General features: G+C 37.6%; 18 protein-coding genes. All 18 read left to right on the top strand.

Features of this window, described 5'->3' with window-relative positions:
- Positions 1–409: 409 nt before the first annotated feature.
- The 18 genes from sdaAB to AB3U99_RS09740 all read left to right on the top strand — a co-directional run bounded on the left by sdaAB (position 410) and on the right by AB3U99_RS09740 (position 22,344).
- On the top strand, positions 410–1,072 hold the full coding sequence (sdaAB, locus tag AB3U99_RS09655; RefSeq protein ID WP_400247153.1) for an L-serine ammonia-lyase, iron-sulfur-dependent subunit beta: 663 nt from the start codon (positions 410–412) through the stop codon (positions 1,070–1,072).
- Between the two features lie 15 nt (positions 1,073–1,087).
- Positions 1,088–1,975, top strand: a complete 888-nt coding sequence (gene sdaAA, locus AB3U99_RS09660; RefSeq protein WP_400247155.1) for an L-serine ammonia-lyase, iron-sulfur-dependent, subunit alpha — start codon at positions 1,088–1,090, stop codon at positions 1,973–1,975.
- Entirely contained in the window at positions 1,972–4,020 is a 2,049-nt protein-coding gene (recG, locus tag AB3U99_RS09665; RefSeq protein WP_400247157.1) for an ATP-dependent DNA helicase RecG, read from the top strand. Before sdaAA ends, recG begins: the two co-directional genes overlap by 4 nt.
- Before the next feature lie 372 nt (positions 4,021–4,392).
- Positions 4,393–4,956 carry a transcription factor FapR gene (fapR, locus tag AB3U99_RS09670; protein ID WP_400247159.1) on the top strand — a complete coding sequence of 188 codons (564 nt, stop codon included), beginning with the start codon at positions 4,393–4,395 and terminating at the stop codon, positions 4,954–4,956.
- A gap of 16 nt (positions 4,957–4,972) precedes the next feature.
- On the top strand, positions 4,973–5,959 hold the full coding sequence (gene plsX, locus AB3U99_RS09675; RefSeq protein WP_400248016.1) for a phosphate acyltransferase PlsX: 987 nt from the start codon (positions 4,973–4,975) through the stop codon (positions 5,957–5,959).
- A gap of 62 nt (positions 5,960–6,021) precedes the next feature.
- Positions 6,022–6,966, top strand: a complete 945-nt coding sequence (fabD, locus tag AB3U99_RS09680; protein ID WP_400247161.1) for an ACP S-malonyltransferase — start codon at positions 6,022–6,024, stop codon at positions 6,964–6,966.
- Entirely contained in the window at positions 6,967–7,710 is a 744-nt protein-coding gene (gene fabG, locus AB3U99_RS09685) for a 3-oxoacyl-[acyl-carrier-protein] reductase (RefSeq protein WP_400247163.1), read from the top strand.
- 138 nt (positions 7,711–7,848) lie between these two features.
- Complete coding sequence (locus AB3U99_RS09690) at positions 7,849–8,079, top strand: acyl carrier protein (RefSeq protein ID WP_016201082.1); 231 nt, start codon at positions 7,849–7,851, stop codon at positions 8,077–8,079.
- Between the two features lie 410 nt (positions 8,080–8,489).
- Positions 8,490–9,230, top strand: a complete 741-nt coding sequence (gene rnc, locus AB3U99_RS09695; protein ID WP_400247165.1) for a ribonuclease III — start codon at positions 8,490–8,492, stop codon at positions 9,228–9,230.
- A gap of 65 nt (positions 9,231–9,295) precedes the next feature.
- Positions 9,296–12,865, top strand: coding sequence for a chromosome segregation protein SMC (smc, locus tag AB3U99_RS09700; protein WP_400247167.1), 3,570 nt, complete (start codon positions 9,296–9,298; stop codon positions 12,863–12,865).
- A gap of 170 nt (positions 12,866–13,035) precedes the next feature.
- On the top strand, positions 13,036–14,025 hold the full coding sequence (gene ftsY, locus AB3U99_RS09705; protein ID WP_400247169.1) for a signal recognition particle-docking protein FtsY: 990 nt from the start codon (positions 13,036–13,038) through the stop codon (positions 14,023–14,025).
- A 144-nt stretch (positions 14,026–14,169) separates the two neighbouring features.
- The gene (locus AB3U99_RS09710; protein ID WP_400247171.1) at positions 14,170–14,436 is read left to right on the top strand and encodes a hypothetical protein; all 267 of its coding nucleotides are present in this window, start codon (positions 14,170–14,172) and stop codon (positions 14,434–14,436) included.
- 347 nt (positions 14,437–14,783) lie between these two features.
- The gene (locus AB3U99_RS09715; RefSeq protein WP_400247172.1) at positions 14,784–17,126 is read left to right on the top strand and encodes a hypothetical protein; all 2,343 of its coding nucleotides are present in this window, start codon (positions 14,784–14,786) and stop codon (positions 17,124–17,126) included.
- Positions 17,126–18,058, top strand: coding sequence for an ATP-binding cassette domain-containing protein (locus tag AB3U99_RS09720; protein ID WP_400247174.1), 933 nt, complete (start codon positions 17,126–17,128; stop codon positions 18,056–18,058). Before AB3U99_RS09715 ends, AB3U99_RS09720 begins: the two co-directional genes overlap by 1 nt.
- Positions 18,055–18,900 (top strand): ABC transporter permease, encoded by an 846-nt coding sequence (locus AB3U99_RS09725; protein ID WP_400247176.1) that lies wholly within the window; start codon positions 18,055–18,057, stop codon positions 18,898–18,900. The genes AB3U99_RS09720 and AB3U99_RS09725 overlap by 4 nt, the downstream gene beginning before the upstream one ends.
- Before the next feature lie 8 nt (positions 18,901–18,908).
- Positions 18,909–20,468, top strand: a complete 1,560-nt coding sequence (locus tag AB3U99_RS09730) for a hypothetical protein (protein WP_400247178.1) — start codon at positions 18,909–18,911, stop codon at positions 20,466–20,468.
- An 8-nt stretch (positions 20,469–20,476) separates the two neighbouring features.
- Positions 20,477–21,487 carry an AAA family ATPase gene (locus tag AB3U99_RS09735; protein ID WP_400247180.1) on the top strand — a complete coding sequence of 337 codons (1,011 nt, stop codon included), beginning with the start codon at positions 20,477–20,479 and terminating at the stop codon, positions 21,485–21,487.
- Positions 21,484–22,344, top strand: coding sequence for a DUF58 domain-containing protein (locus tag AB3U99_RS09740; RefSeq protein ID WP_400247181.1), 861 nt, complete (start codon positions 21,484–21,486; stop codon positions 22,342–22,344). Before AB3U99_RS09735 ends, AB3U99_RS09740 begins: the two co-directional genes overlap by 4 nt.
- The last annotated feature ends 18 nt before the right edge of the window (positions 22,345–22,362 follow it).

Here is a 22,362-nt window from a genome sequence, read left to right on the forward strand (position 1 = left end):
GGGTCCCGTTAATTTAGTTTGAAGGAGCGAGCTGGGAAAGAAGCTTGTTACTTTATAGGTGAGTGGTGGATGGAAAGGTAACAGAGGAGCTTTCTCAGAGCCAGTTCAAGCAAGAAAAAGGAGTACAAGGTAACAGAAGAGTCGTCTCAGAGCCCGCTCAATCAAGAATAAACCGAGCAAAGTAACAGAAGAATCCTCATCAAGATCCTCAAAGCAAACAAAACCTCACTATATTATCATTCCATATCAATCAACATACATAACAGCCTTAACGTTCCGTTCATCAAAATAAAGAGAACGATAAGAATTAGAACCATATATTAATATAGTATGATATTATATAGAGTAATGAATTGATACAGCGTATTATTGAAAGTGATTTTAGGGCATTTAAGGGGAGACAAAATCCATGAAATATAAAAGTGTTTTTGATATTATTGGTCCGGTCATGATTGGTCCGTCCAGTTCTCATACAGCCGGCGCAGCAAGAATTGGAAGAGTGGCACGAAATCTTTTTGAAAGAGAACCGAAATGGGTAAATATTCACTTATACGGTTCATTTGCTGAAACGTATAAGGGGCATGGCACAGATGTAGCAATCATTGGGGGAATCCTTGATTTTGATACATTTGATGAACGCATTAAAGAGTCATTAGAAATAGCAGAGCAACATGGAATAAAGGTAGCATTTCATATAGAAGAAGCCATCCCAGAGCATCCGAATACAGCTAAAATTCATCTAGGGGATGAAATGGGAGAAATGGAGCTAGTCGGAATTTCGATTGGCGGTGGAAAAATAGAAATTACAGAACTGAATGGTTTTCAACTAAAGCTATCTGGTCATCATCCTGCGATATTGGTTGTCCATAATGATCGCTTCGGAGCAATTGCAAAGGTTGCAAATGTATTGGCTAAATATGAAATAAATATTGGACATATGGAAGTTAGCCGTAAAGAAAAAGGGAAATTGGCCTTGATGACAATCGAAGTCGATCAAAATATAGAAGAATCGATATTAAAAGAGCTGGAACAATTGGATTCGATTGAAAAAGTTACAACCATTGTGGAATAAGAGGGAGGGGTAAATATGTTTCGTAATGTAGCAGAATTGGTAGAGATAGCAACAACTAGAAATTTACCGATTTCCGAAATTATGATAGAACAAGAAATACAAGTAACAGGAAAAACAAGACAAGTAATTATCGCCCAGATGGAAACGAATCTGCAGGTAATGGAGCAAGCGGTCGAAAGAGGGTTAAATGGAGTTGTATCCCATTCGGGATTAACTGGTGGAGATGCTGTGTTGCTTCAAAACTATATTAAAAAAGGTCAATTTCTTTCTGGAGAAATTATTCTAGATGCAGTAAGCAAAGCTGTTGCAACAAATGAAGTAAATGCTGCAATGGGAATGATTTGTGCAACTCCAACAGCAGGATCGGCAGGAGTTGTGCCTGGTACATTATTTGCTGTACAAAATAAGCTGAATCCTACAAGAGAGCAAATGATTGCATTCCTTTTCACTTCTGGAGCATTTGGATTTGTGGTAGCGAATAACGCATCCATTTCTGGTGCTGCAGGTGGATGTCAGGCAGAAGTTGGATCTGCTGCCGGAATGGCTGCAGCTGCAATTGTGGAAATGGCAGGGGGAACACCAGAACAATCAGCACATGCTATGGCAATCACATTAAAGAATATGCTTGGTCTTGTTTGTGATCCAGTTGCTGGTTTAGTTGAAGTGCCTTGTGTAAAGCGAAACGCAATGGGAGCCGCGAATGCGATGATTGCTGCAGATATGGCGCTTGCAGGTATTAAAAGCCGCATTCCTTGTGATGAAGTAATTGATAGTATGTATCGAATTGGTCAGGCAATGCCGACAGCTCTTAAAGAAACAGCACGGGGAGGGTTGGCAGCGACACCAACTGGTCGCAGACTAGAAGCTGAAATCTTTGGTAGCGCAGCTGCCGCTAACAAGTGAATGAGTCTTTACAGCTATCCGTTGAACAGATAAAGGGCGTTGGATCTGAAACAAAAAAACAATTAGAAGAAATGAATATTCATACCATTAATGATTTGCTAGAATATTTTCCTTATCGCTATGAGGATTATCGTCTGAAAAACCTCGAAGAAATAAAGCATGAAGAAAAAGTGACGGTAGAAGGGAAGGTTCATAGCGAACCGTCCCTTATTTTTTATGGAAGAAAGAAGTCTAGATTAACGATAAAGCTATTGGTAGAACAATATTTAATTACGGTCGTATTTTTTAATCAGCCCTATTTAAAAAGTAAATTAGCTGTGCAAGAATTGATTACTGTAACAGGAAAATGGGATCAGCATCGCCAAACAATAACGGCAAATCATTTGCAAATTGGCAGTAACCAAAAGGGGCATTTATTTGAACCAGTTTATGCGGTTAAGGGGAATATGACCGTCAAGAATTTACGGAAATATATTTCCTCTGCATTAAGTCAATATGCACACTTAATCGAAGAAAACTTTCCTGCTTCGATGCTAGCGAAATATCGGCTTCTTCCAAGGCAGGAAGCACTGCAAATTATCCATTTTCCTGAAAAAAGAGAAGACCTTACCCAGGCGAGAAGAAGGTTTGTATATGAAGAATTTCTCTTATTCCAATTGAAAATGAGTGCGTTAAGAAAATATGAAAGAGAGCATTCGGGCGGAAAAAGTCAACGTTATTCCCTTGAGAAACTAACAGCGTTTATAGAGGCTCTTCCTTTTCCATTAACAAATGCTCAAAAAAGAGTGGTAAACGAAATTTTAACGGATATGAAAGCAGAGGTACGAATGAACCGGCTCTTGCAAGGAGATGTAGGATCTGGAAAAACAATCGTTGCTGCCATTGTTTTATATGCTTCTATCCTTTCTGGTCATCAGGGTGCGTTAATGGCGCCGACGGAAATTCTTGCAGAGCAGCATGCTGATTCTCTCCACAATATCTTTTCAGCGTTCGGGGTAACTTGCGGATTGTTAACAAGCTCTGTTAAAGGGAAAAAACGAAAAGATCTGCTTGCTCAGTTGAAAGAGGGGAAAATCGATATTCTAATAGGTACACATGCATTAATTCAAGATGATGTTGAATTCCAATCATTAGGGTTAGTTATCACAGATGAGCAGCACCGTTTTGGAGTAGAGCAAAGAAGAATACTCCGAGAAAAGGGGGAAAATCCAGATGTCCTGTTTATGACAGCAACCCCCATTCCAAGAACACTTGCTATTACTGTATTTGGAGAAATGGATGTCAGTATTATTGATGAAATGCCTGCAGGGCGCAAAAATATTGAAACGTATTGGGTAAAGCATGATATGTTAACAAGAATTCTGCAGTTTATGGAGAAAGAGCTCCAACAAGGGAGACAGGCCTATGTTATTTGTCCATTAATCGAGGAATCGGAAAAATTAGATGTCCAAAATGCAATGGATGTTCATGCAATGCTATCCACAGTTTTTCAAGGAAGATACGATGTTGGATTGATGCATGGAAAGCTCCATGCAGATGAAAAGGATCAAATGATGAAGCAGTTCAGTCAAAATGATATTCAAGTACTTGTAAGTACAACGGTTGTCGAGGTTGGTGTTAACGTTCCAAATGCGACGTTTATGCTCGTGTACGATGCTGAACGCTTTGGATTATCACAATTGCATCAGCTGAGAGGAAGAGTTGGTCGAGGAGATGCTCAGTCCTATTGTGTGCTCATTGCAGATCCAAAAACAGATGTTGGAAAAGAACGAATGAAAATCATGACTGAAACAGGAGACGGATTCGTGTTAAGTGAGAAGGATTTAGAACTAAGAGGACCAGGAGACTTCTTTGGAAAAAAACAAAGCGGACTGCCAGAATTTAAGATGGGAGACATGGTACACGATTACCGCATTCTAGAAACAGCCAGAAACGACGCAACCATCTTAATTGAATCAGCCGCATTCTGGCAAAGCGACGACTACAAAGAACTAAGAGATACCTTAAAAGAAACAGGCGTCCTAAACGGCGAAAAACTAGACTAACAGAATAGTATTTCCCAGTAAATAAACAAGCATTTTTGTTGGAATAGTTTTAACAAAGTCTGTTGTATATTAAACGGTGTGAAATTTAACACATTGAGTTGATTGGAGCAGAAGGTACTTGACTCCTGCGGGAAATGGGAGAATGTCCGAGACCTTCAGGAGCGTGAGCTGAGAAGCGGTTCAGCGCTCGCCCAGCGGAAAGCAAGTATCTGGAGCGGAAATCAACGAGCATAATTCAGAATGGTATAGGAAGGAATAGAATTTTTAAAATCTTCACTAACTGTTCGCACAAAATCTTCAGCTTGCATTCCAACTGCATAAATTATATACTACTATTAGTACCTAGTCTTAATAGTGCGGTGGTGTTAATAAATGAAGAGGAACAAGCGAGAACGGCAACAGCTGTTAGTGGAGACAATTAAAGAAACACCTTTTATTACAGACGAAGAATTGGCGGAAAAATTCTCTGTTAGTGTACAGACAATAAGATTAGATCGGTTAGAATTATCCATTCCAGAGCTTAGAGAGCGAATTAAAAATGTGGCAAAAAAATCACTCGAAGATGAAGTGAAAGCATTGCCCATTGAAGAAGTAATTGGCGAAATAATCGATATGGAATTAGATAATTCAGCTATTTCTATCTTTGAAGTACAACAAGAGCATGTCTTTACAAGGAATGGAATAGCAAGGGGACATCATCTCTTTGCACAAGCTAATTCTCTTGCTGTAGCTGTAATAAACGATGAACTTGCACTTACAGCTAAAGCCAATATTCATTTTACGAGATCAGTAAATTTAGGTGAACGAATTATTGCAAAAGCAAAAGTAAGTCATATAGATAGTATAACGGGAAGAACAACGGTAGAAGTTAATAGTTATGTGAACACGGAGCTAGTCTTTAAAGGTGAATTTGATATGTACCGTGCCAAAAAATAAAGGAGCAATCGTTATGATGAAAATTGCAATCGATGCAATGGGCGGAGACAATGCCCCAAAAGAAATAGTAATTGGTGCTCAAAAAGCAATTGAAGCTTTTTCAGATTTAGAAATACTTCTTGTTGGAGATGAAAAACAGATTCAATCTTTTCTTACAAATAAAGAACGAATCAATATTTTACATACAGAAGTGCAAATTCTAGCAACAGACGAACCAGTAAGAGCAGTACGTAGAAAAAAAACAGCGAGTATGGTCCTTGGCGCAACAGAAGTGAAGGAAAATAGAGCAGATGCATTCATCTCTGCAGGTAATACAGGTGCTCTCATGGCAACTGGATTGTTTGTAGTAGGAAGAATGGAAGGAATAGACCGACCAGCACTTGCTCCAACTTTACCAACAATTGGAGGAGAAGGCTTTCTATTATTAGATGTTGGTGCAAATGTAGACGCTAAACCAGAAAACTTGGTTCAATATGCAATGATGGGAAGCATCTATTCTGAAAAGGTTAGAGAAATTGCAAAACCAAGAGTTGGCTTATTGAATATTGGAACAGAAGAGAAAAAGGGTACTGAATTAACAAAGAAAACCTTTGAACTTCTCCAAGATGAGAATATCCATTTTATTGGAAATATAGAAGCGCGTGATTTGCTTGATGGAGTATGTGATGTTGCTGTTACAGACGGATTTACGGGTAATATGATTTTAAAAACAGTTGAAGGTACAGCTATGTCGATGTTTAAAATGATTAAGACAGAGTTAATGAGCAGCTTTACATCTAAAATGGCTGCAGCTGTACTAAAGCCAAATTTAAAACAGATTAAAAATAAGCTGGATTATTCGGAGTATGGGGGAGCTGCTTTATTTGGCTTAAATGCCCCAGTAATCAAAGCCCATGGATCATCTGACAGTCAAGCAATCTTTAGTGCAATTAGACAAACAAGAGAGTTTGTGCAATCTGGTGTCGTAAATCAGATCAAGGATGCAATGGTGCATAAAGCTTAAATGATATAGACGAAACGGTAAACACAGGTCTCAAATAGGAAGAAGAAGGAGAGTAGAAATAAATGGGTAAAATTGCTTTTGTTTTTCCAGGGCAAGGCTCACAAGTAGTGGGAATGGGAAAAGATTTATTTGAACAATTTGAACCGGCAGCGAATTTATTTAAAGAAGCTGATCAAAAATTAAACGTTAATTTATCGCAATTAATTTTTGAAGGACCAAAGGAAGAGCTTACGCTAACACATAATACACAGCCAGCATTGCTTACAACGAGTATGGCAATATATGAACATTTCAAACAATTTCATATAGAAGCTGACTATGTAGCAGGACATAGCTTAGGTGAATATTCTGCGTTAGTGACAGCAGGCGTACTGTCTTTTGAAGATGCGGTATATGCAGTTCGTAAGCGTGGAGAATATATGCAAGAAGCAGTTCCAGCAGGTGAGGGTGCAATGGCAGCTGTGCTTGGCTTAGACAGAGAGCGATTGACTGCTGTGACTAGAGAAGTTTCTAATGCTGGTGATTCTGTACAGCTAGCAAACCTTAACTGTCCTGGTCAAATTGTAATCTCAGGTTCCACAAAAGGTGTTGAATTAGCAGGAGAAAAAGCAAAAGAAGCAGGAGCAAAGCGTGCGATTCCACTAGAAGTAAGTGGTCCTTTCCATTCAACGTTAATGAAGCCAGCAGCGGAAAAATTTGCTGCAATAATGGATGAATTGGCATTAACAGATGCGAAAATACCTGTTATCGCCAATGTAACGGCAGAGTCAATTCGTGATCAGGGAGAAATTAAAACGAAGCTTGTAGAACAATTGTATTCATCTGTATTATGGGAGGATTCTGTTCGCAAGATGCTAGATTTAGGAGTAGATACTTTTATTGAGATTGGTCCTGGTAAAGTTCTCTCAGGTTTAATTAAAAAGATTGATCGAAAAGCGAAAGTGTATGCTGTTAATGATATTGAAACAAGTATGAAGGTTGCAGAAGAACTAAAGGGGGATATGTAAGTGAAATTAGCTGGTAAAGTTGCTGTTGTCACTGGAGCATCTCGAGGAATTGGGAAATCGATTGCAATTGAGTTAGCGAAGCAAGGGGCAGACATTGTTGTTAACTATGCAGGAAGTGTCGATCGTGCCAATGAAGTCGTTAAGGAAATTGAAGCTCTAGGTAGAAAAGCAATTAGTATTCAATGTGATGTATCCGATGGCGATTCTGTGAATGCAATGATGAAAGAGGCTTTAGAAGCATTTGGCAGCATTGATATTTTAGTCAATAATGCGGGGATTACAAGGGACAATTTATTAATGCGTATGAAAGATTCTGAATGGGATGATGTTATTAATACAAATCTTAAAGGTGTTTTCCTTTGCACGAAAGCTGTAACAAGACCAATGATGAAGCAAAGAAAAGGAAGAATTATTAACATTACTTCCATTGTTGGTGTGACCGGAAATCCTGGACAAGCCAATTATGTTGCAGCTAAAGCAGGTGTTATTGGATTTACAAAAACGACTGCAAAAGAGCTTGCGCAACGAAATATTACCGTAAATGCAGTCGCGCCTGGATTTATAACGACAGATATGACGGATAAGCTAACAGAAGAAGTAAAAAATAGCATGCTTACCCAAATTCCTCTCGGTCAATTTGGTCGACCTGAGGATATTGCGAATGCAGTTGTGTTTTTAGCTTCTGAAGAAAGCAGTTATATCACTGGCCAAACATTGCATATTGATGGTGGCATGTATATGTAATTTTTTCTTCACCATGGAAAAACTAGTTACGAATAGTAGGAGAACTCTAGCAGATAAAAGGAACATCGAAAGTTAAAAAGTTCTCATTTATTATTTCGTTAAAATACTCTATAATGCATTTGAGGGGAGGTGAAATAAATGGCAGATGTATTAGAGCGTGTAACAAAAATCGTTGTAGATCGTCTTGGTGTAGAAGAATCAGAGGTAACTCTAGAAGCTTCTTTCAAAGATGATTTAGGCGCTGATTCCCTTGACGTAGTTGAACTTGTTATGGAATTAGAAGATGAGTTCGATATGGAAATTTCTGACGACGATGCTGAAAAGATTTCTACAGTTGGTGATGCTGTGAATTACATAAGTAATCGCTAGTCAATGTTTAAAAGCTCCGCTAACCACGGGGCTTTTAATTTTGTATAGTACGATTATTCAGCAGAAAACTACAACTGTAGGGTGTTTTTACCCCTAAGAATAGATGACAATTTCCGGTTGTTTGATGTATACTAATAACTAAATGCCTATAATATAAAGGTATGTTCAAGTTAGAAGGAACGGACAAGTTGTTAGCTGTTCAAAAGTATTTTAATAAGCGTATAAGGCGCATATAAAAATGGATAAAATAGTTTTTCTTATGTGAAGCGGGGTTATTTCCCTAGTGGTAGCCCGATTTCTGTCATAGAAAAGGCTTGGAGAGAAAAAACTTTCCAAGTTTCTTTGCGTTTTTTATCTTTTTTACTTAAACTTGAAATGAATTGTAAACTTAGTGCTAAGGTGGAGGCAAAATGCGAGGCAATCGAAAAGACAAAAGAACCGTTCGACCAAATGAAAAAAAAATGAAGGAACTACAAGATAAAATAGGGATTCATTTTACAGACGAAAAACTATTGAAGCAGGCTTTTACCCATTCATCATATGTGAATGAGCATCGAAGAAAACCACATGAAGACAATGAAAGATTAGAATTTCTTGGTGATGCCGTTTTAGAACTGACGGTTTCTAAATTTCTCTTTAAGAAATTCCCAATGATGAGTGAAGGGGAACTAACCAAATTGCGTGCAGCAATCGTTTGTGAACCATCACTAGTTTCATTTGCTAATGAACTTTCCTTTGGCAACTATGTGCTATTAGGTAAGGGAGAAGAAATGACTGGGGGAAGAACGAGACCAGCGCTGCTTGCTGATGTATTTGAAGCGTTTATTGGTGCTCTTTATTTAGATCAAGGATTAGATTCAGTGGTAGCATTTTTAGAAGAAGTTATTTTTCCGAAAATTAATAACGGTGCTTTTTCTCATGTGATGGATTATAAAAGTCAACTGCAAGAATATGTTCAAAGAGATGCTGTTGGAACAATCGAGTATAAAATACTCCTTGAAAAAGGACCAGCTCATAATAGGGAGTTTATTTCCCAAGTGTTTTTAAATAATCGTGAGCTTGGAACTGGTATGGGCCGCTCGAAGAAAGAGGCAGAGCAGCAGGCAGCTCAAAAATCATTATTAATGTTAAAGGCGGAAAGTGAAAAATAAAGTGTTTCATATTACGCATAGACGAACATGCAACTAGAGAAACAAGAAAGAATCGGGGTGAGGGTATGTTCTTAAAACGGTTGGATATTATCGGATTTAAGTCATTTGCAGATCGAATTTCTGTCGATTTTGTGCCTGGTGTAACGGCAGTGGTTGGCCCCAATGGAAGTGGGAAAAGTAATATTACCGATGCAATTCGCTGGGTTCTTGGCGAGCAGTCAGCTAAATCCTTGCGTGGAAGTAAGATGGAGGATGTTATTTTTTCAGGGAGTGACTCACGAAAAGCAGTTAACTTTGCGGAAGTAACATTAACGTTAGAGAATGAGGATCATTTTCTTCCATTGGATTATCATGAAGTAAGTGTAACAAGACGAGTTTATCGTTCAGGAGAAAGTGATTTTTTAATCAATAAACAATCATGCCGCTTAAAGGATATTGTTGATCTATTTATGGATTCTGGACTGGGACGAGAGGCTTTTTCCATCATTAGTCAGGGGAAAGTCGAAGAAATCTTAAATAGTAAGGCAGAGGATCGCAGGTCTATATTTGAAGAAGCAGCAGGTGTATTAAAATACAAAACACGTAAGAAAAAGGCAGAAGGAAAGCTTGTTGAAACACAAGATAACCTTAATCGTGTAAATGATATATTACACGAATTAGAAAGTCAGGTTGAGCCATTAAAAATTCAAAGCTCCATGGCAAAGGAATATTTGCATCATCGAGAAAATCTCGAATCGATTGAGGTTGCCTTAATGGTTCATGATATTGAAGAGGCTCACGAGCGGTTTGAAGCGATCTCAAAGCAGTTAGAGGCCTATAAACAAGAAGAGTTAAAGCTATCCTCCTTGCTCCAAAGTAAAGAAGCAAAGATGGAAGAAGTGAAAAACGAGGTAGCAGCTCTAGATGAATCGATTGATGATCTGCAGCAGGTTCTTCTTTTAGTCAGTGAAGAACTAGAAAAGCTTGAAGGTAGAAAAGAAGTATTAAAAGAAAGAAAAAAGAATGCTACACAAAACCGCGATCAGCTTGAAAAAAGTAAAGTGGAGTTACAGGAAAGAGTAGCAGCACTAGTTTCGCAAAAAGAAACACAACAAAAGCTTGTTCATAAATTGCAAGCAGAATCAAAGGAAATTGAAGACACATTAAAGGTTAACGAGAAAAATCTGACCCTTTTTAACGAGAATTTAGAAGAAAAAATTGAGATGTTAAAAAGTGACTATATTGACATAGTAAGCAATCAAGCGGCATCTAAAAATGAACTAAATTCTGTTATTCAGCAATTAGAGAATCAGGAAAAGCGAACGTCTCAGCTGGATGAGGAAAATGTTAATTATACGAATGAGCGTGTACGTATTCAGGAAAAAAAGACAGGGATTACAGATAAGCTTAAGGAGCTTTCTGACGAACTAGAGAAATGGTCGACAGCTTGGAAAGAAAAACAAAGCCATTTTGCAGGAATAGAGGCAAAGCTTCAACAGGTTGAAAAGTCTCTTTATCAATCCTACCAGTTTGCGCAGCAGGCAAAATCGAGAAAAGAAATGCTTGAGGAATTGGAAGAAGATTATTCTGGATTTTTCCAAGGAGTTAAGGAAGTTCTTAAAGCAAGAGGCAAGTCTTTACACGGCATTAGAGGTGCTGTTGCAGAACTGATGCAAGTTCCAAAGGAATATAGTGTTAGCTTGGAAATTGCTTTAGGTGGTTCGATGCAGCATATTGTTGTGGAAACAGAGCAAAATGGCCGCGAAGCAATTGCGCATTTGAAGAAAAACGGTTATGGACGAGCTACTTTTTTACCAATGAATGTTATTAAAGGAAAATCCCTTGCCGATTCTCAACTGCGGTTAATTCAAGGGCATCCTGCATTTATTGGCATTGCAGCTGACTTGATTAACTATGACAGTCAATATCGAGAAATTATGCGCAGTTTACTTGGGAATGTCGTTATTACCAAGGACTTAAAGGGTGCCAATGAAATGGCGAAAATCCTTCAGTATCGTTCCCGCTTTGTTACGTTAGACGGAGAAATAGTTAACCCTGGTGGTTCCATGACAGGTGGAGCAATCAAGCAAAAGCAGGCGTCTATCATCACAAGAAAAGGTGAATTGGAAGAGCTGAAGAAAAAGATTTTTGAAATGGACAAAACGTCTCTAAAGCTTGAGGAACAGCTGAAAAAGGGCAAAGCGGCATTGCAAACAGAAGAATCAACCATGGAAGAAGCTCGTTTAAAAGTCGAGGATCTTCGTTTCCAAATTCAAACATGGAAAGATGATTTAAAAGAGATTGAATTTGAAGAAAGAGCCATGAATGATAAATTGTCGCTATATGATCGGAATAAAGCAGATTCTAATCAAGAGCAAGAGCTTCTTCTAAAAAGAAGAACGGATTTACAAAAGGAGCTTGAAGAACAGAATAAAAAACTTACTGAATTGTATAAAGAGATTGCCTTATTAACAGAGCAGAAGAATAAACAAACAGTTTCCAAGGAATCGGTAGTGAATACAATTAGCGACCTACGGATTCAGTCTGCGGCAAAGAAGGAACAGCTTAGACATGAAAAAGAGAAGCTTGCGACCATTCTGCAAGAACATCAAGCAACAGAAGAAAAATGGAAGCTTGTCAGTGAAGATCTTCGCTTGCTTTCTTCTGAAATGAGCAATTCGCATTCTGGAGAAGCGACGCTAGAAGAAGCAGCCGAGCAAAAGCTGCATGAAAAGCAAGAAACTATCCAGCTAATCTCTTTGCGAAGAGAGGAAAGATTGCAAAAGCAAATGCAATTAGAAGAGCTGGAGCTTGAAACGAAGGAGCAGCGCAGACTTCACAGAGGTATCGTTCAGGCTTTAAAGGATGAAGAAGTAAAATTGAACCGTGTAGACGTAGAACTAGATACACGATTAACTAATTTACGTGAGGAATACTTATTAACGTATGAAGGAGCAAAGCTGGATTATCCTTTAACGTTAGAAGTAGAGGAAGCACGTAAAAAGGTGAAGCTTATTAAATTAGCGATGGAAGAGCTCGGCACTGTCAATCTTGGTGCTATTGAGGAATATGAGCGCATTTCTGAAAGATACGAGTTCCTTCTGGAGCAAAAAACGGATTTAGAAGAAGCGAAAGATACTCTTTATCAAGTAATTGATGAAATGGATGAAGAAATGAAAAATCGCTTTGAACAAACCTTTGAAGGAATAAAAGCGCATTTTGAAACTGTCTTTCAAAGCTTATTTGGTGGAGGAAGCGCTGACTTAGTTTTAACAAATCCAGAAGATCTCTTAAACACTGGGGTAGAGATTGTTGCACAGCCACCAGGGAAAAAGCTACAGAACTTGAGTCTGTTATCTGGTGGTGAAAGAGCGCTGACAGCCATTGCCTTATTATTCTCGATTCTGAAAGTAAGACCTGTTCCTTTCTGTATCTTGGATGAGGTCGAAGCAGCATTGGATGAGGCAAACGTCTTTCGATTTAGCTCTTATTTAAAACGATACAGCCATGAAACCCAATTTATTGTCATTACCCATCGAAAAGGAACAATGGAAGAAGCAGATGTTCTTTATGGGGTAACGATGCAAGAATCTGGCGTATCAAAGCTAGTTTCCGTACGTTTAAGTGAAACGAATGAGTTAGTAGCTAATGCATAATCCTTTTTTCTAGCTAAAAAGTGTAGTTAGCTAGAAAAAAGCTTAAGTTCTAAGGTCAATTGCATCTTCAGATGACACTATATAATTGGCCTTAGAAGATTTTAATGCTCCCAGCTAATCGAAATTAAACTTACATACCAGTATTTTTTAAGTGAAAGAAGGGATAAATAATGAGTTTTTTTAAAAAGTTAAAAGAAAAAATGTCTCAGCAGACGAATTCAGTAACGGAGAAGTTTAAAGAAGGACTATCAAAAACAAGAAATAATTTTTCGGAAAAGGTCAATGATCTCGTTTCTCGTTATCGTAAAGTAGACGAAGATTTCTTTGAAGAGCTGGAAGAAATACTAATTGGCGCAGATGTTGGTTTTGAAACAGTTATGGAGCTAATTGATGAGCTGAAAAAAGAAGTAAAACGAAAAAACATCCAAGATCCAAAAGAAGTGCAAGATGTTATTTCGGAGAAGTTAGTTGCTATTTATCAGAACGGAGAAGATGAATCTTCTATAATCAATATGCAAGCAGACGGCTTAACGGTCATTCTTTTTGTAGGTGTCAATGGAGTCGGGAAAACAACGACAATCGGTAAGCTTGCCCATAAGTATCAAGAAGAAGGCAAAAAGGTTTTACTTGCTGCAGGAGATACCTTCCGTGCAGGGGCAATTGAACAATTAGAAGTGTGGGGAGAGCGTGTCGGAGTAGATGTCATTAAACATTCAGAAGGCTCTGACCCAGCAGCTGTTATGTTCGATGCAGTCCAGGCTGCGAAGTCTCGTCAAGCAGATATTCTTCTTTGTGATACAGCAGGAAGACTGCAGAACAAAGTAAATTTAATGAAAGAGCTAGAAAAAGTAAAACGAGTTATCGAGAGAGAGGTTCCAGGAGCTCCCCATGAAGTCCTGCTTGTGCTAGATGCCACAACTGGACAAAATGCGTTAGTGCAGGCAAAAACGTTTAAAGAAACGACAAATGTAAGTGGGATTGTTTTAACTAAATTAGATGGGACAGCTAAAGGTGGCATCGTGCTAGCAATTCGAAATGAGTTGCATATTCCTGTAAAATTTGTTGGTTTAGGGGAAAAAATGGACGATCTCCAAAGCTTTGATCCAGAGAAATATGTTTATGGCTTGTTTTCTACATTGGTAGAGGAAAGCGAAGAATAAAAGAATTAAGGTAGATGCCGTAAAGGAAACTTTGCGGCATCTTTTTGTTAATTAATGTTAAATATTTGCAAACACGTTATAAAAATAAGAATAAGTAGAATAATAAAAAGTAGCATATTACTTTATTTTTCGGAGGGAAAACGTTTGATCATTCAATGCGTTGTTTTGCTTGTTCTTATTGGAGGAATTGCCTTAATGATAAAAGGGCATCTTGTAGAGCATCATGCCTATGTTCAACTGGGAGACTCCTTACCAGCTAAAAAAATGGAGGCAGAAGAATGGGAAAACCTGCTAACCTTAGAAGAAGAAAATCTATTTTTAAGTAGTTTATCAGGCATGCGCATGAAAATAATTGGGGCGCTCTTAATAGCGATTCCGGCTAGTATTCTCATTTTATTTCATATTCATTAGGTTTTGGTTTGGCTGATATCTTTGTTGTTTTTGGCCAATATATTCATTTTTTGGCTCATATCCGTATTTTCCTTCTTACTATAGACTAAAACTCCTGTGAACTTCCACAAGCAGGAGTTTTTTTGCATAAATGCGAAAAAATGTTCTGCTTATATAAAACATTTCCCCCATACCTCTCGTCTAATTAACGAATAGAATAAGAAAAAATTTACAAAAATAGATGTATAAAAAGTATAAAATATTGTAAAATTACATTATGAAATTTTTTCTAATTTGGTGTAGGGAGGAAACTACTACAGATCGTCTATTAAATAGAATGAAAAAATAAAAAATGGGGGAAACATAGTTTGCGAAAAGTCAAAAAAGTTTTTATAATATGCTTTATTTTATTTTTGGCCACTACTTTTATTGTGAAAGAAGCAAATGCAGCAGCTACAGCCGGCATAAAAATTACAACAGAAGCTGGCTTGGATGGAAAAGTAATGGATGGCAAAGGATTTATGCTAAAGGTCACGATTGAGAATAATGAGAAGGATTTCAAAGGTGACTTACTTATTCCTTATTCTCCTAGTTATGATATCGGTGGACAAACATTAGTACCTGTCGAAATACCAGCAAACAGCAAGAAAACTTATACAGTAACAATACCAGGGATTTCTTCTGATTCTAACTATACTAGTAATAAAATGAAACTATATAGGGGAAGTTGGCAAAAAGACGATGAAGTAAGTTTCACTGGTGTTAAAGAAGTAAGACTTACCTTAATTTCAGATCAGACTTTAGGTATTCTTACCGATCGTTATGACAAATTTAAAAATTTGAGAAAGCTTCCAAGCAATTCAATTTTTACGACGGAACTACTTAAAGAAGATATACCAGATCAAGCATTAGGTCTTGAAACGCTAAGCTTTTTACTTGTTGACCAGTTTTCGCTGACTGAATTAACAGACTTGCAGCAGCAGGCGATTAAAAAGTGGATTGAAAATGGGGGAATTTTAATTACTGGTGCCACAACAAATGGACAGCAAGCATATGGCAATCTTGACTCGCAAATGCCACTAGCTCTTGGAAAGCAAGAAACGATAGCATTGGAAGGTATTGATGCTGAAACGAAGGAACAAGGGAGCTTAACGGGCTTTAACTCTTCTTTAACAGACGGCTCTGAGGCCATAACGATATATAATGAGCATCCACTTGTGGCGAAAAAAAATCTTGGAGAAGGGAAAATTATTCAAACCTCTTTTTCACTTAGTGATTCTACATTACTTAATTGGCAAGGCTTTAATAGTTGGATGGAGAATCTATTGCAAACAGAGAATACCCAGCTAACGGCAAATTATCAATATAGCGGGAATCCTTTAAGTAGTCTTTACTATCAATTTGTCGAATCAAATGAGTATTTTAAAAGTTCTACGATTACAACTGGTCTGTTAATAATAATACTGGCAGGTTATTTATTAGTTATTGTGCCAATTTTGTATTTTGTATTAAGAAAATACGATAAAAGAGAACATGCTTGGTGGATTATTCCGAGTCTTTCGCTTCTTTTATCATTAGGAATGTTTATTACAGGGGCAAAAGATAAAATAAAAAATCCTCAGTTAAATGAAATGGGTATCTATCAATATAGCAACAATTATTTATCTGGCTACCAAGCAACAACCCTTTTATCAAATAAATCTGGTGATTTTGCTTTAACATATGATCAAGATACATATACTCCTTTTCCTTATTTAGGATATGGAGAGCTGCAAGTCAAAGCGATTAAAAATGAAAAAGTGAAAAATAGTGAAATCATTTTTCCAGAAGTAGAATATTGGTCTAGCCGTACCATGTATGGAAAATCCTCTATGCCAATAGAAGGTGGATTTAGTCATGATTTTGCTGTAACAGAAAAAGAAATTTCAGGAACGATAACGAATCAGTATCCATTTGATTTTTTAAAAGTTTTTATCTGGTCAGGTAATGAAAAAATCGAGCTAGGTTCTATCAAATCTGGGGAAACAAGGAATGTTCAAGTCACACATAGCCATAAATATTTTTCTAGACCAAAAGGAAATGGCTATGGTTATTATCTATACGATTATAATGGCCATGATTTAAAGGAGTTTAGAGAATTAGTTGCTGAAAGCATGGTATTAAGTACGGATTACTTTAAAAACATATCTACTGGGGATCCGATGTTAGTTGCAATTACGAATGAAGATATCGTGAATGTTGGGGTTGCTAGCGAAAAGGTAACGAAAAGTAGCACTAATTTAATCATGGAGCCGATTAATCTAACCAATCATTTTCCGGGAGCGTTTACGATAAATGAAGGCAATATGGAACAAAAATTAACCGTTCTCGAAGGAGCCATTTATAGTGAGAACTTCCAAAATAATGATATTTCATTAGAGGATGGCGAGTATCTATATTCACTTCAAATTCCTAAATCGTACGAAATAAAATCGCTATCTTTTGATTCATTAACTGTTCAGCCCAATGGTAATCCAGGTGTCACATACAGTATTTATAATAAAGAAACAGATGCCTACGAAAAAATAACTAGCCTTTTTAAAGTAGATAAAGAAAAAGTTTCTGCTTATCTAGATGAAAATAGAAAAATTAATATGAAGGTAGATAAAGCAACGAATGGTGATCCTTATATTCAGCTGCCATCTGTTAAGATTAAAGGAGAGATAAAATAATGATAGAAATTAAAGGTCTTTCCAAGAAGTATGGAAAGTTTACAGCTCTAGAGCCGCTAGATCTTCAGATTGAAGCAGGCTGTGTGTTTGGGTTTGTTGGTCAGAACGGGGCAGGTAAATCTACGACATTTTCCATTCTTGCTACTTTATTAGCACCGACATCTGGCACTGCAACTATTAATGGAGCGGATATCATGAAGCAGCCGAAAGAGGTAAGAAAACAGTTAGGGTATATGCCTGATTTCTTTGGTGTTTATGATCAACTAAAAGCAGAAGAATATTTAGATTTCTATGGTGCTAGCTATGGGATTCCGGCAGCACAAAGAGAAAAATTAATCCCACAGCTATTAGAGCTAGTAAATCTTTCTCATAAGCGAAAGGACTATGTGGATCTTTTGTCGAGAGGAATGAAACAAAGGCTTTGTCTTGCAAGAAGCTTAATCCATGATCCGGCGGTTCTAATTCTAGATGAACCTGCTTCTGGCTTGGACCCTCGAGCCAGAATTGAAATGCGCGAGATTTTAAAAGAATTAAAGAATATGGGGAAAACCATTCTTATTTCTTCTCATATCCTGCCAGAGCTAGCAGAAATGTGTGATGTCATTGGAATTTTGGATCAAGGAAAGCTAGTTGCACAAGGGACGGTATCAGCAATCCAACAGCAATTACAAAGTGAAAAAATGATTAGTGTAAAAACACTGGATGTGCCAAATACGATTGCGTTTTTAGAAGAAAACCCACGTATTACAAAATTGGAAGTTTTGGAGAATGCTAAAACGATTCAATTCCTGTTTAAAGGTGGAGATGAGGAACAGCTAAACCTATTAAAAACAGCTATTAATAAGGAAATTCCGATAATTAGCTTCGCGGAAATGGAAAGCAATTTAGAGGATGTATTTATGGAAATTACAAAGGAGGTTGAATTCTCTTGAAAACCTATTTCATGAATCCGGTATTAAATAAAGAGTTAAAGTTACGCTTTCGTTCAGGGAAAACGTTTCTTGGAATCCTGTTTTATCTCCTTGCCCTTTCCTTGCTGATGGTTGCATTTATGTTTGTACTAAGAACAGCAAGTCCAGTCGGGTTTTTTAAACCGCAGGAAAGTCGTATGATGTTCATGTTTTTAGCGTTCTTTCAATTAGGGTTAGTTTTATTTATTACTCCAGGTCTTACTGGTGGAGTGATTAGTAGTGAGCGGGAAAGGCAAACATTAAGCATTCTGTTAACTACAACACAAAGCAGTTTTACGATTATTATTGGAAAATTACTTTCTTCCGTTGCATATTTGGTTTTATTAATACTTGCAAGTCTTCCAGTATATAGCTTTGTGTTTCTATATGGTGGTATCTCTCCGATACAGCTAGTGCAGGTGTTTTTCTTTAGCTTATTTACAATTCTAGTTATTGGTAGCTTTGGAGTTATGTTTTCCACGCTGATTCGCAAAACGATTGTCAGCATGGTTACAACCTATAGTGTTACGCTATTTATTATTGGTGGAACGGTAGTTATATCGCTCATTCTTTTTCAAATGGCAGATATCTATTCTAGTCCAGTACCAAAAAAAGCACCTTCCGTCTATTTTAGTGCCATGTTTAATCCTGGCATAGTGTTAGCGGATATTTTTGAACCAACCGTTTCCGAACAAATAAAGGAATGGACAGGAATTAAATTCCCAATATGGGCGGCTCATGTAATTAGTTATTGTGTAGTCATTGCGCTTTCGCTGACAATTAGTGTCCGTAAATTACGGGCCAATATGAAAAAAGGGAAGTAGATAATGGTATGGAAAACCTCCAACAATATAAGGAATTAGTGAAACCGGTAAGACAGTCTCTAGCAAGAGAATTGATTGCAAAAGAGTTATCTTTATTACTTGCGATTATAGGAGGAATTATCCTCCTTCTCTCTGTTTTTGCTTATTTTTTTATGCTTCCGTTTTTATCTTCCATTCTTTTACTAGCAGCGTCTATTTGTGTCTTCTTTATCCTCTTTCGATTATGGAGAAAATGGCCAACAGAAAAACAGGCAGTAAAACTATATAATCAGTTCGTTTCAGATGATTATGCAACGACTGCCTATTCCTATTTACAGAGTGAGGGTGCGATAGAACAGCTAGTTGTAAAACAGGCGATATCGGAAATGGAACAGAAGCAATTTGCTGTATTAAAGCGAAAGAAAAGGTATATCTATCCGAAATTTATTTTTTCAGGTGTTGCTTGTCTCGTTATTTGTGTACTGTTGCAGCTTTACCCCTCCGTCCATATGGAAGCTGCGAAGAAAAAAGAGAATGAGATAAAAACAATTGCTAAAGCGGAAAAAGAATTAGAAAAAGCGATAAAAAAAGAAACAGATAAACAAGTAAAAAAAGAACTTAAACAGGTGAAAAAGGAATTAGAGAAGAAGGATACAGTAGAAAAAACCTTTGCGGAGTTGGAAAAACAAGCGAAAGAGCTACAACTGAAAAAAAGAAAGCTCCAAGAGAAAAGCAGTGAACGACAAAAAGCGGAAGCAACGCTGAATGAGGCTGGCTTTAAGTCTCTTTCTAAAGCCATTTCAGAGAAAGATCAAGAAACAGTAAAAAAGGAATTACAAAAAGCAAACGAACAATATGAACAGTTAACAGATAAACAAAAAGATGCCCTCAATCAATTAACTGGCGGAAAGAAGCAGCTAACAGAAGAACAGCTACAGCAGCTATTAGAGCAGATGGATGAATTGCTGAATAATGAAGAGCTTCTAAAACAATTAGAAACTGTCCAAACAGAGCTTGCACAGTTAGAGAATTTGCTAAAGGATGAAAGTCTTGCAAATGGAATAGCGGTTCCTAATTCTAGTTCAATAGCCAATGGCTCGAGTAATAATGGAGCGAATTCATCAGGAAATGCAAATGCTAGTGGTCAACAAGGACATAATGACAATGACGGCTCAACTAGTGGCAGTGCTGGTTCTGGCTCAGATGATGGTTCGGGAAATGGGTCTGGATCTGGAACAGGGTCGGGCTCAGGATCAGGTTCGGGTAATGGTAATGGTAATGGGTCTGGAAGCGGAAATGGCTCAGGAGCTGGATTTGGGAGCGGAAGCAGAGAGGTATTAACTGTCCCAGAAAAAGTTGATGGAAAAGATAATATCGAAGTGGATTCAGGTAAATTAGGGGATGGAAAGCAAGGTCAGGTGACAGAAGGGGAAGGTCCAGTTCTGAAAGGGAATGTTCGGCCATATGAACAAGTATTTTCAGAATATGAAGCCTCTTACCGGGAAAGTACATCAAGATATAAATTACCACATGACTTAGAAAATATTGTGAAGAATTATTTTACCGATATAAAACCAAATGAAAAGTAGGGGAAAAGATGGAAAAAGAACTAGTGGAACAAGATTTTATCCAAGCAGAGACTTTACTTAAAAAGGTGAAAGCAGAGATTGGCAAGTTTATTGTCGGCCAGGAAAAAATCACTGATGAGGTACTTTGGAGTATGCTGGCAGGTGGACATGTACTTTTAGAAGGGCTGCCAGGCCTTGGAAAGACTATGATGATTCGAACAATTTCGGAAGTAATGAACCTTTCCTTTGCACGTATTCAGTTTACGCCAGATTTAATGCCTGCAGATATTACTGGTACGATGGTGCTGCAGCCTGATGAAAAAGGTAAACAGCAATTTCATTTTCATGAGGGACCTTTATTCAAGCATATTGTCCTTGCTGATGAAATCAACCGAGCAACACCGAAAACCCAAAGTGCCTTGTTAGAAGCAATGGGAGAAAAAACGGTAACCATCATGGGAGAAACGAGAAGATTAGAAGCACCATTTTTTGTATTAGCAACACAAAATCCTCTTGATATGGAGGGGACATATCCATTGCCTGAGGCCCAGTTGGATCGTTTTTTATGTAAATTACATGTAACTTATCCTTCAAAAGAGGAATTAAAAGCGATTATAAAGAGGACTACAGGGACAGACTCCACTACATTAACTCAAGTTGCCTCTGTAGAAGATATTATTCATTTACAAAGTCTTGTCAAACAAATTCTCGTGGCTGACGATATTTTAGACGTTGCCGTCAATATTGTTTCTGCCACTCATCCAGGTTCTAATGATGCGACAGAATTAGGAAATAAGTATATTCAGGCAGGAAGTGGACCAAGGGGGCTACAGTCTTTAGTAACAATGGCAAAGGCAAGAGCATTAGCCTCTGGAAGATTGCATGTTTCCATCGCGGATTTGCGATATGCTGCACTTCCTGTATTTAGACATCGTGTATTGCTTAATTTTGAAGGGGAGATTGCGGGGATTACTGCAGACCAAGTCATCGAAGATATTTTGGAAAAAACATTACGCATTGAAGCAGGGAAGGGACGATGAAGGATTATCATGCTTTATTAGCAAGAATGAATCGAAAAAGCCTGCAAGTTTTGACGAAGGGTGCTGGGATGCAGAATGGCAGAAGAAAATCACATATCCATGGAACCTCCCTGGATTTTGCTGATTATAAAATCTATCATCCAGGTGATGATATCCGCCAAATTGATTGGAATGTCTATGGTCGCACAAATAAACCGTATATTAAAAGATTTCAAGATGAAAAAGAGATTTCCGTTAGTATCTTCCTTGATACAACTTCTTCGATGAAACAAGTCCCTTCCAAATGGGAGTTAGCAAGAGAACTAGCGGCAAGCTTAGCCTATATTACACTTTCCCATGAGGATCGATTGAGTTTTGCTGCTGTTTCTACAATGCTTTCCTTTCATCGCAAAGGATCGGTTCATAATAAAAAAACCTTTTATGAAATTGTCGATGTGAAGGAGCAGACGATAAATGAAAGTTTTACGAAATCATTAAGCAGTTCCATAACAGCGCCAACACAACTGATTGTTTTGATAACAGATGGTTTAGAAGCATTGTCGTTATTTGAGGAAAGTTTTAAACGGTTAAACCGTCGAAATCAACAAGTATGGCTGATTCAATTACTAAGTGAGACGGAGATAAATCCGAATCTATCTGGCGATATTCAATTAGTCGATAGTGAAAATGGAAAAATGGTGGATGTAAGTCTTAATAGTTCGATTAAAACTCTTTATAAAAAAAGACTAAATCAGCATAATCAAAAGCTCGAAATTCTTTGTGCCACACACGGAATCCATTATTGTCAAATCAGCGATAAATTGGATATACAAACGATTATTTTACGTGAACTAGCGTTTGCTGGATTGGTTCAATAATTATTATTTATTAAGAGC

Source organism: Niallia tiangongensis, from assembly GCF_044704065.1.
GTDB classification, from domain to species: domain Bacteria; phylum Bacillota; class Bacilli; order Bacillales; family Cytobacillaceae; genus Niallia; species Niallia tiangongensis.

What these genes read in the sequence shown, in the direction of transcription:
- sdaAB (WP_400247153.1), top strand. Translation starts at nt 410, where the DNA reads ATGAAATATAAAAGTGTTTTTGATATTATTGGTCCGGTCATGATTGGT.
- sdaAA (WP_400247155.1), top strand. Translation starts at nt 1,088, where the DNA reads ATGTTTCGTAATGTAGCAGAATTGGTAGAGATAGCAACAACTAGAAAT.
- fapR (WP_400247159.1), top strand. Translation starts at nt 4,393, where the DNA reads ATGAAGAGGAACAAGCGAGAACGGCAACAGCTGTTAGTGGAGACAATT.
- plsX (WP_400248016.1), top strand. Translation starts at nt 4,973, where the DNA reads ATGAAAATTGCAATCGATGCAATGGGCGGAGACAATGCCCCAAAAGAA.
- fabD (WP_400247161.1), top strand. Translation starts at nt 6,022, where the DNA reads ATGGGTAAAATTGCTTTTGTTTTTCCAGGGCAAGGCTCACAAGTAGTG.
- AB3U99_RS09690 (WP_016201082.1), top strand. Translation starts at nt 7,849, where the DNA reads ATGGCAGATGTATTAGAGCGTGTAACAAAAATCGTTGTAGATCGTCTT.
- rnc (WP_400247165.1), top strand. Translation starts at nt 8,490, where the DNA reads ATGCGAGGCAATCGAAAAGACAAAAGAACCGTTCGACCAAATGAAAAA.
- smc (WP_400247167.1), top strand. Translation starts at nt 9,296, where the DNA reads ATGTTCTTAAAACGGTTGGATATTATCGGATTTAAGTCATTTGCAGAT.
- ftsY (WP_400247169.1), top strand. Translation starts at nt 13,036, where the DNA reads ATGAGTTTTTTTAAAAAGTTAAAAGAAAAAATGTCTCAGCAGACGAAT.
- AB3U99_RS09720 (WP_400247174.1), top strand. Translation starts at nt 17,126, where the DNA reads ATGATAGAAATTAAAGGTCTTTCCAAGAAGTATGGAAAGTTTACAGCT.
- AB3U99_RS09730 (WP_400247178.1), top strand. Translation starts at nt 18,909, where the DNA reads ATGGAAAACCTCCAACAATATAAGGAATTAGTGAAACCGGTAAGACAG.
- AB3U99_RS09735 (WP_400247180.1), top strand. Translation starts at nt 20,477, where the DNA reads ATGGAAAAAGAACTAGTGGAACAAGATTTTATCCAAGCAGAGACTTTA.
- AB3U99_RS09740 (WP_400247181.1), top strand. Translation starts at nt 21,484, where the DNA reads ATGAAGGATTATCATGCTTTATTAGCAAGAATGAATCGAAAAAGCCTG.